Annotated in this window: 9 protein-coding genes; 6 read left to right on the plus strand and 3 right to left on the minus strand. The window is 32.0% G+C overall.

Annotation, left to right across the window (positions count from 1 at the left end; translation table 11 throughout):
- Positions 1 to 36: 36 nt before the first annotated feature.
- The 4 genes from M4I21_RS18535 to M4I21_RS04475 all read left to right on the plus strand — a co-directional run bounded on the left by M4I21_RS18535 (position 37) and on the right by M4I21_RS04475 (position 2,483).
- A complete protein-coding gene (locus M4I21_RS18535; protein ID WP_283771751.1) occupies positions 37 to 171 on the plus strand; it encodes a hypothetical protein in 135 nt (44 codons plus the stop codon).
- 194 nt (positions 172 to 365) lie between these two features.
- Positions 366 to 500 carry a hypothetical protein gene (locus tag M4I21_RS18540; protein ID WP_283771752.1) on the plus strand — a complete coding sequence of 45 codons (135 nt, stop codon included), beginning with the start codon at positions 366 to 368 and terminating at the stop codon, positions 498 to 500.
- Positions 501 to 648: 148 nt separating this feature from the next.
- Complete coding sequence (locus tag M4I21_RS04470) at positions 649 to 1,737, plus strand: sensor histidine kinase (protein ID WP_249557930.1); 1,089 nt, start codon at positions 649 to 651, stop codon at positions 1,735 to 1,737.
- Positions 1,734 to 2,483 carry a LytR/AlgR family response regulator transcription factor gene (locus M4I21_RS04475; protein WP_249557931.1) on the plus strand — a complete coding sequence of 250 codons (750 nt, stop codon included), beginning with the start codon at positions 1,734 to 1,736 and terminating at the stop codon, positions 2,481 to 2,483. Before M4I21_RS04470 ends, M4I21_RS04475 begins: the two co-directional genes overlap by 4 nt.
- Before the next feature lie 170 nt (positions 2,484 to 2,653).
- Here the strand turns inward: M4I21_RS04475 and cls are convergent, their stop codons facing one another.
- Both cls and M4I21_RS04485 read right to left on the minus strand, forming a co-directional pair.
- Positions 2,654 to 4,111 (minus strand): cardiolipin synthase, encoded by a 1,458-nt coding sequence (gene cls, locus M4I21_RS04480; RefSeq protein ID WP_249557932.1) that lies wholly within the window; start codon positions 4,109 to 4,111, stop codon positions 2,654 to 2,656.
- 49 nt (positions 4,112 to 4,160) lie between these two features.
- Positions 4,161 to 10,193: an alpha-2-macroglobulin family protein gene (locus tag M4I21_RS04485; RefSeq protein ID WP_249557933.1), complete on the minus strand. Its 6,033-nt coding sequence runs from the start codon at positions 10,191 to 10,193 to the stop codon at positions 4,161 to 4,163.
- A gap of 252 nt (positions 10,194 to 10,445) precedes the next feature.
- Between M4I21_RS04485 and M4I21_RS04490 the strand changes: the two genes are divergently transcribed.
- Positions 10,446 to 11,801 carry a UDP-N-acetylmuramate--L-alanine ligase gene (locus tag M4I21_RS04490; protein ID WP_249557934.1) on the plus strand — a complete coding sequence of 452 codons (1,356 nt, stop codon included), beginning with the start codon at positions 10,446 to 10,448 and terminating at the stop codon, positions 11,799 to 11,801.
- Positions 11,802 to 11,872: 71 nt separating this feature from the next.
- Positions 11,873 to 13,990, plus strand: coding sequence for a hypothetical protein (locus M4I21_RS04495; RefSeq protein WP_249557935.1), 2,118 nt, complete (start codon positions 11,873 to 11,875; stop codon positions 13,988 to 13,990).
- Positions 13,991 to 14,065: 75 nt separating this feature from the next.
- Here M4I21_RS04495 and M4I21_RS04500 read toward each other — a convergent pair whose 3' ends face one another.
- On the minus strand, positions 14,066 to 16,558 hold the full coding sequence (locus M4I21_RS04500; protein ID WP_249557936.1) for an Hsp70 family protein: 2,493 nt from the start codon (positions 16,556 to 16,558) through the stop codon (positions 14,066 to 14,068).
- Between the last annotated feature and the right edge of the window lie 2 nt (positions 16,559 to 16,560).

The following is a 16,560-nucleotide window of genomic DNA, read 5'->3' on the forward strand; positions in this document are numbered from 1 at the left end:
AATCAAACAATTATTAACAACTTAAATTATTGTATTATGAAAAATAAAATAGCAATCATCAAAAGAGCAGAACAAATTAAAGCCTTATTAATATGTAGCATTATAGCAATAGTGCCAGTATACCACGTAGGCTACAAATTAGGTGGTGCTATTGTACAGTTATTTGTATAAGAAACCAAGGCGTTAACGTGTATTACCGTTTAGGTTTTAAATACTACCGCTCGCCATAAATTACCTAAAAAGACATTTAAACTATTCTATTTTTGAATCATCAATCAAAAGACAAATCATCAATCAATCAATCAACAACAGTTCATTAATAAATAGTTCATCAATCAAAATCATCAATTTTAAAACTAACAGTTATGCAGAAACAAACAACTCAAACTCAAAAAGTAAATACAATTGCTTACGGTATTTTAATTAGCACTTTTGCTCTTGTACTACTTTTTGGTTTAGGTTATAACTTTGGGAAACTTCTGTACCACTTGGGATTTTAAAATAAACCAATTATCAACCATCAACTTAAAAAAACACATTATGATACTACTAGCAGAATTATTGATTATCGTAATTTTAAACATTATCGCTTAAGCCTACGAATAAAAAGCTTTTATTAGCGTATTAATGTATTAGAATAAAAACTAAATGAAACTTATAAATAACTGGAAATACTGGGTCTTTGCCTTAATAGCGTGGTTAGTTTTAATACTTTCTACACTTACTTTTGACAAAATCTCTTATGGAGTAGAAGTAGCCAATGATAGTAAATACTACGGTTATATAGGTTACTTGGTAGCAGAAGGTATTGCATGTGGCTTACTAGCATATGCACTGTCTTTTATACTATTATACTATATAGAAAAATATATAGCATTTGGGAATCTTAAAAAAGGCAACGTTGTTGTATTGGTATTGCTCTTTATAGGTGTGCAAATTTTGTACTCTTTATTACTATGGCCTATGTTAGATATAGTGCAAGGGTTTACAGATTATTCCCCGAATTCTAAGCTATTAGACCGGATGAGTTTATTTATGCGTGTAGCTAATATTCCTTTTTTCTCGGCAATGTTTGTAATATGGCTCTTTACAATATTAGTTATAAAGGCTTATGATTATAACAAAAATATAACCCTTAAACAATTTAAGTTAGAGGGTAGTTTAAAGGAGTCGCAACTAAACTCTTTAAAAGGGCAAATTAACCCTCATTTTATGTTTAATAGTTTAAATAATATTAGAGGTTTAATGTTAGAAGACGTTAGTAAATCTAGAGATATGCTAACAAAATTATCAGAGATGCTACGGTATTCTCTTATTAAAAATGATGTAAACTCTATTGCTCTAGAAGAAGAATTAGATATGGTAGAGAATTACATTGCATTGTCTAAAATTCAGTTTGAAGATAGATTAGAATTTATAAAAGAAGTAGATCCAAACTCGTTAGCTGTTTCTATACCACCAATGATAATACAGCTATTAATTGAAAATGCTGCCAAACATGGAATTGCAAATTTAATTAAGGGAGGAACAATTACTTTAATAACAAACAGAACCGAAGATTATTTGCACATTATAGTAAGGAACACAGGGAAATTAAAAATAGTAAAAGGTTCTACGCAATTAGGCCTTAAAAATATAAAACAACGACTACGGTTGTTATACGGAAACTTAGCAGAGTTTTCTTTAGATGAGGTTGAAGACGAAGTAGTAGCAAATATTAAAATACCAATGGTATGAGTATGATTAAAGCAGTTATAGTTGAAGATTCTAGATTAGCTAGAAATGAGCTAAAAGAATTGATAAAAAATCACGGCGAGATAGAAATTGTTGGTGAAGCTGAGAATGTAGACGAAGGTTACAGGTTAATAAATGAAACGCAACCAGATCTTTTGTTTTTGGATATTAATATGCCAGAAAAAGATGGATTTGAGCTTCTTGAAATGCTAGATAAAGTTCCAATTACGGTATTTACCACGGCTTTTGATGAATATGCAATTAAATCTTTTGAGTACAATGCATTAGATTATATTTTAAAGCCAATAAATGGCAAACGTTTTGCAAAAGCTATAGAAAAGGTAAAAGCGCAGTTAGAAGGTTCTGCACCCGTTAGCAATGAGGAAAATGAAACTACTGAGGCTAAAGAAAAACTAACAGAGAGTAGTCAGATTTTTATAAAAGATGGCGATAAATGTTGGTTGGTTAAAATAGGAGATATTTCTTTATTTGAAATTGTAGGCAATTATACACGTGTGTATTTCAATGGAGAAAAACCAATGCTATACAAGTCTTTAAATCAAGTTGAAGAAAAATTACCAGAACATAACTTTTTTAGGGTAAATAGACAGCAAATTATTAATGTGAACTATATTTCTAACGTTGTACCCTGGTTTAATGGCAAACTTAAATTAACTATGAATACGGGTGAAGAAGTAGAGGTGTCTAGAAGGCAATCTTATATATTTAAAGATAAAATGAGTATCTAAATAGATGCTAAAAAGTAATGATTAATTTGATAAAGCAATCACTATTTTTTATAAACCCGTGCATTTACTTATAAATTAGACTGGTGTATATTATTTTAGAATAATATTAGATGTTATCTAATTGTAGCGTTCATCAAAATAATTTAAGGGGTAAAGCTAAAAAGGAATAATTATAGCATAGGAGACAGCAGTTTTGCTATTTTATCTATTAGTTTAATATACCAAGGTCTATCTATCCAAGATTGTTTGTCTATTTTTTCGGCATCTTTTAAGTCATTATAGAATACTTCGCTCAATTCTTTTGCAATTTCTTCGTCGTAAACAATGGCGTTTACTTCAAAATTAAGCTCATAACTTCTTGTGTCCATATTTGCAGTACCAACAATGGCAATTTTTTTATCTGTTACTATTGTTTTAGCATGTACAAAACCTTTTTTATACCTGTAAATTTCTACTCCTGCATTTAATATTTCTCTGTAATAAGCTCTAGATGCTGCGTTAGTTAGCATTGTGTCCGACTCAAACGGCACAAGTAATTTTACTGTTAAGCCGCTCATAGCAGCTATGTTTAATGCATCTAGCATACTCTCCCCTGGGATAAAATATGGTGTAGTAATTAAGATTTCTTCTTTAGCTAGGTAAATAGCCTGTAGAATAGAATATAAAATAGTTGGCGATTTAGAGTCTGGACCACTAGCTGCTATTTGCACCAATTTATTTTCTGTATGCGTAAAAGAGTCAAAAGAAGCATACATATCTTTCTGTAACAGTAAATTTTGTTCAGAGCAAGAATTCCAATCAGATAAGAAAAGATACTGTAAGTATGTAATAGCAGGACCTTCAATTCTTAAATGTGTATCTCTCCAGTATACTTTGTCTGGTGTATTCTCCTTATTTATATAGTTGTCACTAACATTAATTCCGCCTACAAAACCAATTTGGCCATCTATAACAATAATTTTTCTATGGTTACGATAGTTTAATCTGTTTGCAAAGGCTATTAATTTTATTTTATAAAACGGAACAGCTTCTATCCCGGCTTCTCTTAGCCTATTGCTAAGCGTTTTTCTAATTTCGGAACTTCCATAGTCATCATAGATAAATCTAATTTTAACGCCTTCTTTCGCTTTTTTAAGAAGTAGTTTTTCTATGGTATTACCAATTTCATCATCCCTAAAAATATAATACTCTATATGTATGTGGTGTTTGGCATTTTCAATAGCCTTGAGAACTTCGGGGAATTTTTTCTCTCCATTCAGGAGTAGTTCAACTTTATTATTATTTGTAAGCGGACTAGTAGTATCTTTTAGTAATAGGTTTACCAATTCTGCCCTGCTTTGTACAGGTTCGTTGCCATTCGCTAATATCTCTCTAGAGTGTGCTATAATCTCTTTTTGTAATGTCTCTTTTTGTTTCGTGTCTAAAAGCGATTTATTAGCATACATTTTATGCTTTCTGTAATTTATACCGAAAGAAAAATAGATGATAATACCAATAAAAGGCAAAAACACTGCCGCCAATAAGTAAGCCAGTGTTTTTGTTGTTCCTCTGGTGTCATAAATTATACGCATACACGTAAAAGTTAGTAACGGTAGGTATAGTATTTGTGATAGTAAAATCCAGTTCATAGCAGTGGTATATCTTGTTAATATAAGTAATAGATTTGTTTAAATTCTATTATTTATTAATAGAAACACGGACACCTTCACTATGGCTACTAAATTCTGGTGCATACATACTTTGTATTGTTGTAATACCATTGCTAAAATCGCCAGCATTATTTACGCGTAAATCATACTCAAATACATAAACCCCTTTTGGTAAATAGTCAAAAAAGAAGTTTGTACTTGCATCTTTAGTACTTTCATAATAGCCTAAACCATCTTGCCATTTGTATCTAGATATCACATTTAAAGGTTCTAAGCCAGAGGCTCTCATATCTTTCATATGTACAAATTCCATTGGTCTGTCTGCTCTAAGTTCTATGCGTACTTTAACCAAATCACCTACCACTAATTTTGTGTTTTTGGTAATTTCAGATATTTGCTCACCAGTATCTGTGTTCTTTTTTAAGAATAGTTTTTTAGATAATTTAAGCGGAGTTTCTGCAGAAGTAATTTTATCTAAATCTTCAAAATACTGCCAATACATAGCACCCCAAGCAATACCATTGCCTTTTTTGGTAATTTGTACATCTGCCATTTTGGGTTCTATTTCCTTACCGTTCCAAGCTGTTTTGTAGTAACCAGTACCAGCTTCTACTTTAACATCTTCTAATTTGCTAGGATCTATCTTTTTATCACCTACTAAAACAGCTACAGCATCTGTAACAGAAAGCCAATCGCTGCCTTGTAAAAGCAATGCGTAAACAGCTTCTGTGGTTGCTTTTGTGGTTTTCCATTGGTTGGTTTGCTTGTTTTTAAGCAACCAAATTTTTAGATTATCAACTGTTTCTGTATCGTTTTCTATTTCTGCAAAAGCTTCAATTAATAACGACTGAGTTTCAATTGGTGCTTGGTACCAATACCAAGAGTTGGTATTTTCTTTCCAGTACATTCCTAATTCATCAGAAGTAATACTGTTCTGTTTTAAAGATTTTAAAATCTTTTTAGCCGTAGCATCTTCATCCATTCTAAATAAACTTAAGGCAAGTAACCCTTTATTGTATAGGCTGCGTTTGGTCCAATATTTTTTGGCTTGTTCTCTGTAATATGCTGTAACTTCTTTTGTTTTTTTAGATGATTTTACATCCGGATAAAAACTACGCATATATAAATAGTGTAGCTGCATATTACTTAAATGATCACTTTTTAAGTTAGAGCTATGTTTTTTCATATACTCATACTCACTTACAAATTCTTTATCTAAGTAAGCAATAGCTTTTTTAATCATTTGTTCTACATCTTTATCAGTATTATTTAAAGCTTTTAGAGCATCTAAATGTCCAAAACCGGTAATAATATGCTGTGTAATGTATCTGCTTTCTTTACCGCCATTAAACCAAGCCCAAGCACCTTTGTTGGTTTGGTTATTTGCTAATTTGCGTACAACAGTAGACTGCTCACTCTTCATTTTATTTAAATTGAAAAGTAATGCAATACGTTTTTTCTGCTCTGTCTCAGACTGTGCATCTCGCAACCAAGGAGTTTCTTGTATTAAAAGCGACTTTAATTCTTGGTTCTTTTCTAAGTTACTAAGTAATGCATCAGAATTAGCCCATTGTTTAAAAACCTCTTGTATTCTAGGGTTGCTATTTGCAATGTGACTCGCCAATGTATTTGCATAATATCTAGAGAATAACTGCTCATTACATTCGTGTGGGTATTCCATTAAATACGGCAGTGCTTGTACTGCATACCAAGCAGGGTTAGATGTTATTTCTAAACTTAATCTATGATTTGTTAATGTCGTAGACGTATTATTTTTTAATTTATCTAAACTGAATTTTTTAGTTTGATTGCTTCTTACCCACATTGGTAAAGTTTCTGTTACTAGCATTCTATTGGTAAGTACAGGCAGCAAGTTTTGTTCACCGTCACTAAAATCACCTGCTTTAGCAATAACAGTGTATTGTACCGCCTGTAGATTTTTAGGAATCTCTAATGTCCAAGAAACTTGAGTGTTTCCTTTAGCGTCTACAGAGAAGTTATTTTCTGTAACAGATGTTATTAATTCTGCAGTAATATCTTTACCCGTAACAGCATCTTTAAGTTCTAAGGTAGCAACGCCAGATAAATTTTTCTCTGTAATATTCGCAATTTTAGTGCTAAAAATAAGCTTATCTCCTTCACGTAAAAAACGTGGGGCATTTGGCATAACCATTAGCTCTTTTTGGGTTACGGTTTGCAATGTTGTTACAGCACTTTCTAAACTCTTAGTATGTGCAAGCAATTGCAATTTCCATTTGGTTAATGCTTCTGGTGTAGTAAAATTAAAAGAAACATTGCCCTCTTTATCTGTTTTTAAATCTGGAAAAAAGAATGCTGTTTCTTGCAAGTTTTTTCTAATTTTAACCTCTTCTTTTTTAGAAGGAGCGGGAGGAGGAAGGCTATCTTCTTTAGATTCCATTGGGCTACTCATAGCATCATCTAAAGCTCCAGAGGCGCTTTCCTCTATAGCAACTATTTCTTCGGTGTCTTCTTCAACCATTTCCATAGAAGCAGGAGAACTAGACATTTTCATTACAGATCTACGTTTGTAAAGCCTGTTTTGTAAGTATAAACCATACCAGTTAAACGAGTCAAAACTTTGGCCTTGATAGTAATAGGTATATGGTTCATCACTATAAACTCTAAATGAACCTGAAGAAAAACTTTTGTAAGCATCTGTTCTTATTCTAGAAGAATGTGTTTGGTAGCTTATAGGGTAAAAATACCAGCCGTGACCTCTAAATTCATCCAAAGAAGCATCATACATGCTTGCTAGTATTTCTGCAGCAACTTTATCATCCTTATCACCTTTAACTTTAAACGTCCAAGTTTCATCTGTACCAGGTTGTAATTTGTCTCTAAAGGTTACGGTTTCTATTCTTATAGATTTACTTGGGTATGGTACGTTAATATACACTTTACCATTCTTAAAAGAGTTGTAAGCTGTAAAAGAGTAGTTAATAGATAGGCCACCCATATCTTCTTTAGTTACGGGTATTGTAAATGTTTTAGAATTATTGTTAAGTGTTATTATTTTTGTTTCTATAGGTTTGTTATTCCTATCAATGTATACTGTAACATTTAAAGGTGCAGCAGCAGATAATAGCTTAACTTCTACCTTATCCCCAACGCTGTAACTAGTTTTATTAATTTTTATATCAAAAAGCTCATTGTCTGCAGTAGTTTTATCTGTAGTACTATACAAACTTGTTATTGCTTTGTCTGTTACCGTTTGCCCAAATTTATCTTTAGCCTCTAGCTCAATAATATATTTGCCAGATTCCCATTTTTTAATAGCAGGCAAATTAATTATAGTAGATTTTCCGGTATCAAAATTAGTGCTCCATAAAAGTTCTCCTTTATCCCAGTCTTTGGGTTGCTGCTTCTTGTATATTTCGTTAGGAAAATTTGTGTTAAACGTAGCCTCGTCTATTTTGTAATCTGGAGCGGTCCAAGGTCTGTTACGCTTAACATTTTTAGGTGCTTGTAATTTATATATTTTTAAGGAGCCTTTTGCAGCGGTAAACTGTCCGTTTAAGTTGCTGGTATTTACATAAAGCACGCTGTCTTTTTTAATTTTATCTATTTGCGAGCTTACATTTATAGTGGCGTTTAGGCTGTGGTAGCCTACGTTAACAACGGTATATGTACTTTTAGTTTCTCCGTTTATATCTGTAACATCCGCAGTAATTTCATAATTAAAAATAGGTAGATTTTCTTTATTGGCACTTTTTTCTGGTTCTGCCTTAAACGTTATTTTATAATTACCATTAGCATCTGTTTCTGTTTCTCCGTGTTTAATTTCTTGCGGAGCGCTACTGTTGTAAGATCTCCTCCAATAGTACCAGTTAGGATACCTAACCAATCTTTTTACGGTGTACACAACTTTAGCATCACTAATAGTACTACCTGCAAAAGCATTAGCAGTACCGTTTACAGTTACCATATCATGAACCTTGTACGTTTCTGTAACAGGTTTAAAACTTGTTGTAAACTTAGGTCGTTTATATTCTTCTACACTAATGTAGCTGGTGCTATTTATACTATTGGGTGTAGAAATAGCTTCTATAGTAAAATTACCTGTTAGCCCGTTACTAGGCAGTATAAATTCGCCATTAAAAGAGCCATATTCATTTGTAGTTAATTCCAACGTTTTTACAGCTTGGTAGTTTACATCTTTTAGAGTTACAGTAAACTTAATATTTTCTAATACAGCAGATTTATTATTTTTTTGATGAATAGCAATGCCTTTAAAATAGACAGGTTGTCCAGGTCTATAAATACTACGGTCTGTAAATAAGAATGCATTGTTGTTATCTATGTTATTATTTCTATTAGATTTAGTATAAACGTTGTAGTCGCCAAACGTAGCATAATCATCATTACTACTAACCTTTAGTTTTATGTTCTGCCATCTTTGTTTTGTTTTGTGAATGGTAACTATACCTGCACTATTGGTTTTAAATTTAGCATGTTGTACCGGATCATCATACGTCTTATGATACTCTAGCTTAACCGTGGCATTTGCAATTGGCTTACCATTTGCTCTGTCTACTACCTGAAAATAATCTTCTGTATCTGTATAAGTATTTACAATAGCTAAGTCTGTAACTTGTATTGTAGTAAATGCGAATGTTTTAGTTAATTTGGTAGGTTCTGCAAGTATAAGTAATTGCCCAACTTTTAAATTAGGAACAATAACTTCTGTACTGTGATTTTGATAATCTTTTTCGTTTTTTAATTTCGATTTCCAAGTTTTAACGCTTTTAAGTTTTTTTATAAACTGTAGCTTTTTGTCATCGTCATAAATTGTATCTAAAGTAAAAAGTTGCTTGTCTGATACGCTATACGCGGTAAAATTTAAATCGTCTACATTTTTATAACTAACAAGAACCTTAGAAGGTTTGTTGGTTTGTATGTAACTTTCGGTATTTATACTAAGTTGAGTTCTTTTTATAGACGTAACCAAGTCGTTACACATATCTGCAGCTCTGCTTTTAGGAAATTTAGTACTTACAGCCTTACAAATTTTAATGGCGTCATTTGTCTTCCATTTGTTTTCTTGCTCAACACTATTTGGTTGGTAGGTGCCTCCTTGGCTGTTATAAAAGGTAGCAATAGTGTAATTGTATAAACCAGAAACAGCATCGTTTTTATATACGGTTGCCATCTTTTTTAAGGTTGATACATAGTGTTTATCTTTCTCTAGAAAAACAGCGTTAGCGTAGACAAAATTTAATCGTTCTAAATCTACTTCTACAAAAGCCTCTGGTGAAGCATCATTTTTATGAAAATCTAATAAACCTTGGTATACTTTTAATGCTCTAGATTTTAATGATGTTTTATCGGTTTCATTAATAGGTAACTCAATAAAATCTGTTCCGCTACATAACATATTATGGTCGTCTACCTCAAATTTATCTGCAGGTCTTGTAATGCTACTTTCATCGGTCTTATAAAATTCTAAAGCAGTATGTGACAAAAGATCAAACAAGGTTGGTCTGTAGAGTTCAGAGTCGGTTCTGTGGTCTAAAATAGCTTTAAAATTAGTAACCTTTATATTTTGTAAGGTCTTGCTATCTTCTAACGAAGCAGTAAAGTGGGAATTAATTTCATTAAAAAGTGTAGTTAAATCCCAAGTTCTAAAGTCTACACTATCTACTTTGGTTTCTGTATTTGTTCTATTGTAAAACTGATATCTATTTTGTCTAAAATATTGCAAATATAAATTTGCCAAATAACTGTGTAAAACGTTTTTTGTTGGCGTATCACTTTTAGCAATTTCAGATTTAAAATTGTTTATAATAGATAGCACGGAATTTTCTTCTAGCGTCATTGCATATTTAGATATGTACAATAAAGCTTTTACATTCTGCGGAGAGTTGCCTTCTTTTTTTGCCTTTGCTGCAATTGTCTGCGCTGTTTCTAATGCAGATTTTGTCATAGAAGAGCTCTCGTGCTTGTCTACGGTTTCCCAAAGTGTGTCAAAACTATTATTTTCTTGTGCCATTGCTATGTTTGCAAATAAAATTAGAACTATAGTAGAAGTTAAGTTTTTCATTAGCTGTATGTTATCTTGTTGAGATTAAAAATCTAAATCCGCTTTAAATGTACTAACAAAATTGAGCTTTATAGTACAACTGCGCAATTAAGAATGCGTTAACTTACCTTCTGAGTGAGTAAACTTCTCTAAATGAAACAAAAGTAGTATTATTTGAAGTTTTCTATATCCCAATTTCCCGTGTAATTGTCTGTTGTGTTTATTTTTTTTAAACCTATTTGTATTCTTATCTTTACGGCTATAATTTTACGTATGAAAATTCATTTTATCGCCATTGGCGGAAGTGCAATGCACAATTTGGCTTTAGCCTTAGAACATAAAGGATACACAATTACAGGTAGTGACGATGTTATTTTTGAACCATCTAAAGGTAGGTTAGCCGCAAAAGGATTATTGCCAGATTCTTTTGGCTGGTTTACAGATAAAGTAACAGCAGACTTAGATGCAGTTATTTTGGGTATGCACGCAAAAGAAGATAATCCAGAGCTTTTAAAGGCAAAAGAACTTGGACTTACCATTTATTCTTATCCAGAATTTTTATACGAGCAAAGTAAAAATAAGACAAGAGTTGTTATTGGTGGTAGCCACGGAAAAACAACAATTACATCTATGATTTTGCACGTGCTTAAGTACCACGGCAGAGAAGTAGATTATATGGTTGGTGCGCAGCTAGATGGTTTTGACAGAATGGTGCATTTAACAGAAGAAAACGACTTTATTATTTTAGAGGGCGATGAGTATTTGTCTTCTCCTATAGACAGAAGACCAAAATTTCATTTATACAAACCAAATATTGCTTTGTTAAGCGGAATTGCGTGGGACCATATTAACGTTTTTCCTACGTTTGAAAACTATGTAGAGCAATTTAAAATATTTGTAGATAGTATTGTTAAAGGTGGTAGCATTACTTTTAATGAAGAGGATGCTACTGTTGTAGATGTAGTAGAAGCATCTGAAAATCCAATACGTAAGTTAGGATATACAACACCAGAGTACACTATTGAAGACGGTGTAACATTATTAGAAACTCCAGAAGGTCCAATGCCAATAGAAGTTTTTGGTAAGCACAACCTAAGTAATTTAGCTGGGGCAAAATGGATTTGTCAAAATATTGGAATAGATGAGGACGATTTTTACGAGGCAATAGCAACGTTTAAAGGAGCCTCTAAAAGATTAGAGAAAATTGCAGAGAGTAAAACCTGCGTTGCTTATAAAGATTTTGCGCACTCGCCAAGTAAAGTGGCTGCCACTACAAAAGCAGTAAAAGAACAGTATGCAAACAGAAAATTAATAGCCTTTTTAGAGTTGCATACCTACAGTAGCTTTAATCCGGAATTTTTAAAGGAGTACAAGGGAGCTTTAGATGCAGCAGATGTAGCAGTGGTTTTTTATATTCCAGAATCTGTAGCTATTAAAAAATTAGACCCAGTTAGTCCGCAACAAATAAAAGATGCTTTTAAAAGAGATGATCTGCAAATTTTAACAAATGCAGATTCGTTTAAAGAGCTTGTGTATGCACAAGATTACAACAATTCTGTTGTTTTGTTTATGAGTTCGGGTAATTATGGAGGTTTAGATTTAAATGATTTTAAAGCTCTAATAGAATAGTATTTTTAATTTTTAAGTAATTACATCATAAAGTTTAGATATTTTCGTTAAAAGAATATCTAAACTTACTTATGTATATTTCCCCTGTAAATCTTTTAGGACTATCTCTAGACGAACTTATGAACTTGGATAGCCGAGGAATTATAAGGCTAGAAAAAACTCTAAAAATTCAAAGGTTGCGTTCTGGCGCTAATGCCTACAACCCAGAACAGGTAAGTAGCATAGTAAAACAGTTATCTAGCCCAGAAGAAAAGAAGTCCGTTTACTTTATAGAGAAGCATAGATATTTAAAGGAGTTTATTACAACAGGTAAGGATAGCGGTGAAAAAACATTTATTATAGATGCAGCTATTTTAGCAAATACACCAAATATAAAGGAGTTTTTAGAGCCTTATTTTGAAGCTTACTTTATGAAAATGGTAAAAACGGACTTTGCTGTAAAAAAGTACGATACTATTATAAAAGCGCTGTCTCATAAAGAGCTTTTTACAGACAATCTTTTAACCACATACTACCGCTACATAAAGTCACAAGCAGATATAATTACAGAGAAAGTATCCGTATCAGAAAATGGTGAATTAATATTAAAGTGTCCTGAGGTTGCCTATAAAACCTACATTTACTTATTAAATACTGTTTCTTTAGGGGTTATTTCTAAGTCAAAGATGGACTATGTTAGTGCTATGATAGATTACTATAATAGGACTAAAAATATATATTCAGAATTCTCGGTTGTGCAAAGAGCTTTTCGTAATTTTAAATTAATAGAAGTTGCCAGTCAAGAAACAAAAGATTTTTACGCTAAAGCAGCAAACCAAGTAGGTAGCCTTCGTTCTAGTTCCGAGCAGTCAAGATCCTCGAACCGGGAAATGGATAAAGGATCTAATTCGTCTTTTTCGGGCTTAAAAATGATAGGACTTATTATTGGTATTGTTATCTTTTTGGTTAGGGTAGGGCGTATTTTTACTTCGTCCTCATCATCATCTAACACCTCAACATACAGTCCGCCAAATTATAAAATACCTACGTTAGAGTTTTCTTATGAAGATGATAAAACCGCGTTTTATTCAGATTTAATACATAAAGCAGAAGCAGATAGTATTTCAGCAGAAAATAAGGTTATAATTAAATCCGGTTTTACACCTTATACCGGTTCTTTTAAAAGTAATAACCCTGTAATAAGCAACGATTTAATAAAGGTTTATAATAAAAGAACTAGGCCGTTTATACTTTTTAAGCATTACAATGGTATGGAAACTGACTATGCATCTTATAGTAGGCCAAACGATACCTTAAATATTCTATATAAAGACTATATTAAAGAATTGGTTTTTTATATGGGAGATGACTTTGTGGGGTCCGAAGAGGTAAAAAGAATTATTTCAAGATCATCTGTAAAGTTAAGTTCCGGTAAAAAGTATTTTAAAGATGTTCATGCAGATGAATTAGTATTTTTGAAGAATAAATATATAATTGATAGTATAGGAACCGATCCTAAAATTATTGTTTATGATAATGATATTTCTTTTACAGATGTTTATTACCATATAGAACAACATAAGATTCTAGAGCCAGAAGTAGAGATTGAAGAAGAAGTGCCAGAAACTATGATTATGGATGTTGATTCTGAAATAATGTATAGTACAAGTGAAAACGCATACGAACCAAACAGCAGTGTTTGGAGAAAAGATAAAGAGCCATTTTTTAAAACCTTATTTAAAGGAACACAGGATATTAGCCTTGATAAATGGAGAGCTGTTACCTTTGAAACAGGAGATAATCCTTATCCAGATCTTTTTAAAAGCATAACAAATAGTACGCTAAATGGTTATGAGGTTAAGATCACGAATAAGAGTGATGAAGATTTATTTTTGTTTACTAGTAATTTTGGATTAGAACGGGATCAAGCAACATATATAAAAAGTGATGACTCTGTGGTTATTAATCTTCACCCAGATGGAGATACGCTCTATTTTTATATGGGAACAGATTTTTATAAATTTCGAGGATCTTATGATACAGAAAACTTTAGTAAGCCAAGAGGATATTTTAAAGCAACATCTAAAACAAGTAAGAGCTATTTTAATAAAGGTTTTTTAATAGAAGATTTAGGTGTTCAGCCCCAAATAAATATTAACCTTTTTGGAGTAACTTTTGTAGATATAGAATACAAGGAAAAGAAAATTTAGTAGCCTTAAAACTATGAAATAAAAAAAGCGACTATATTTAATTAGTCGCTTTTTAGCTTTGTACTATTATCATGATTAACTTAAACCAGTCTTGTCTTGATTGCCAAAAGATGTTTTTGGTTTCTCGTTAGGGAACATACTAGCTAGCTGGTATACAATTTGTTTAACTACATTGTATTGTCTGTTTTCTAAAGCCTTATCGCCTTCAGCAATTAACATAGCAGCTTTGTTTTGATCCGGATAATTAGCTAATGTTTTGTAGTGTATGTAAGGGCCAATAAAGTTGGTATCATCAGCAGTAAACATAGCATTTCTAATCGCGTTTAATTCTTCAATTTTAGAACGTATTAAATACTTGTTACCCGAGTTTAAAAATGCTTTTTCGTTAGCAATAACTTTATTAAATTGGTCTTGGTAGTATACGCTATTTGTAGTGCTTAAATGATGTTTTACCGCTAGAATTTCAGATTTGTACTCAGATATATCATTATCTAAATCTTTATGTCTAGTAAGTAAGTCGTATTGTTGTATTAAGCCTCTTTTTTGATTGTCTATTTTAAATTTAGCATCTGTAACATCATTGTCAGCTAATAGACTAAGCTCTATTTGCAATTCTATTAAAGCGTGTTCTATTGTTTTAAATTTTTGCAGTAATTCATAATTATCTGCATTATCTTGTTTTGCAAGTTCTTTTTCTATTTTATGGGTAACTACTCTTATTTCGTTTTCCATTTTAGAGCTGCTAATATATCTTTCTGTAGGTTTAAAAGTGTTGCTAAATTCTTGATCACAACTACTTAAAAATACGTCTACAGCTATATCTCTAGATTCAGAAACAGAAATGTTTAGTTCTATGTCTGTACCTTTTATTAGATCTTGTTCTAATTCTTTTCCAGAAATTTCTATATAACCTATAGATAATCCAGAACTTGGTAGTCCGTTACCATCGCCTTCTACAATATTAATTTGCAGCTTATTATCACTACCTAATAGAATAGTTTTAGAGGCCGATTTGTAAAATGTTTTTTTAAGGGGTAAAACTGTGTTTTTAGTAAAAATAGATTCTAATCTTGTGACATTGTATTGTACATCATCTATTTCTAAACAAATATCATTTGGTAATAATTGACCTTGAATATTGTATTTACCTTGGTTAATGTGTATTGTGTTGTTTGTGTAAATTATAGTTTCATTGTTGTCAAATATTTTTAGACTAAATGTATTTACTTGTCCCTGTAGTAAATCTACAAAAATGTTTATTCCATTTTCTAGAGCAACAAGACCAGTGTCAAAACCACCATCTTTTCTGGTTATTCTGTAGTAGCTGTTTGTGTTTTTATTAATGGCAACCGCAATTAATTCTTCTAAATCTTTAGTGTTTTTCTCATAAATCAGATCCACGATAAGTTCTGTGTCTGTTGCTTTTTCTGCTTTAATTGTATTGTTTTCTGGTTCAGAAGGCTTAAGGTTAGATAGTTTAGAGCCTGCGTAATAGGCGGCGCCAATGCCAACAGCCGCAGTAGGGTCTACACTAGTATCTATAGTAATTGCTAAGTTTTTTTCTACTTGTTCTCTAACATAAGGTATAAGTGTGCTACCACCAACCATTATAATTTTCTCTATATCTGTACTTGTAAGATTGTTAGAGTCAAGTATTTTTTTAGAGAAGTTAATAGTGTGCTCTACTAAAGGAGCAAGTAAATTATTAAAATCTGCTCTTGTTATTTCAATACTTGTGTAAATATCTTTGTCTGCGTAGTCTATGTCTATTTCGGTAGCATCAAATCTAGAAAGTTCTTTTTTAGCTTCTTCAGCTCTAAATAAAAGTTCAAAGTATAATTTCTGCAACGGATTATTTGGTTCCTTAAATTGGTCCCAAAGTTTAGTCTCATTTAAAAGAGACTCTAATTTAGGGACAAGAAGCTTTTCTATAATTAGGTTGTCTATATCCATGCCTCCCAGAAAATTATCGCCCTCGTTATCTAAGACGTTCATTTCTCTTTCGTTTATTTGGAGTAGAGCAACATCAAAAGTACCACCACCAAAGTCATAAATAAGCCACTTTTTGGTTTCGTTTAACTCAAGATTGTTTTTATTAGCAAAAGCTAAACTGGCAGCAATAGGTTCTTGTAAAAGATAGACTTCTTTAAAACCAGCGTCATGACCGGCAGTTTTTGTAGCGTTAGATTGTACGGTGTCAAAAGAAGAAGGTATTGTTATTACAGCCTCTTCTAGCTGCTCGCCAGTATGTATAAAGTTTTTAAGCTCTTTTAATACGTACGCACTAAGTTCTACAGGAGATACGTGTTTATCTATGCTTTTTGCAAAGTAACGGTCTGTAGTACCCATTTTTCGTTTAAAACTGGTAAACACATTTAAAGGGTCTTTCTCTAATAAATCTCTTGCTTTATCACCTACTAATATTCTACTACCTCTAAAGGCAACGGCAGAAGCAAGTGTTTGTTTTTGTCCCATTGGGTTTTTAAAAACCTCTAAAACACCATTTTCATATTTAGCAATTAAACTATTTGTTGTTCCTAAATCTATTCCAAAATTTACTGTTTTCATAC

Origin of the sequence: Cellulophaga sp. 20_2_10 (genome assembly GCF_023476645.1) — a bacterium.
In the GTDB taxonomy this organism is placed as follows: domain Bacteria; phylum Bacteroidota; class Bacteroidia; order Flavobacteriales; family Flavobacteriaceae; genus Cellulophaga.

What these genes read in the sequence shown, in the direction of transcription:
- cls (WP_249557932.1), bottom strand. Translation starts at nt 4,111, where the DNA reads ATGAACTGGATTTTACTATCACAAATACTATACCTACCGTTACTAACT.
- M4I21_RS04490 (WP_249557934.1), top strand. Translation starts at nt 10,446, where the DNA reads ATGAAAATTCATTTTATCGCCATTGGCGGAAGTGCAATGCACAATTTG.
- M4I21_RS04485 (WP_249557933.1), bottom strand. Translation starts at nt 10,193, where the DNA reads ATGAAAAACTTAACTTCTACTATAGTTCTAATTTTATTTGCAAACATA.
- M4I21_RS04500 (WP_249557936.1), bottom strand. Translation starts at nt 16,558, where the DNA reads ATGAAAACAGTAAATTTTGGAATAGATTTAGGAACAACAAATAGTTTA.
- M4I21_RS18540 (WP_283771752.1), top strand. Translation starts at nt 366, where the DNA reads ATGCAGAAACAAACAACTCAAACTCAAAAAGTAAATACAATTGCTTAC.
- M4I21_RS18535 (WP_283771751.1), top strand. Translation starts at nt 37, where the DNA reads ATGAAAAATAAAATAGCAATCATCAAAAGAGCAGAACAAATTAAAGCC.
- M4I21_RS04475 (WP_249557931.1), top strand. Translation starts at nt 1,734, where the DNA reads ATGAGTATGATTAAAGCAGTTATAGTTGAAGATTCTAGATTAGCTAGA.
- M4I21_RS04470 (WP_249557930.1), top strand. Translation starts at nt 649, where the DNA reads ATGAAACTTATAAATAACTGGAAATACTGGGTCTTTGCCTTAATAGCG.
- M4I21_RS04495 (WP_249557935.1), top strand. Translation starts at nt 11,873, where the DNA reads ATGTATATTTCCCCTGTAAATCTTTTAGGACTATCTCTAGACGAACTT.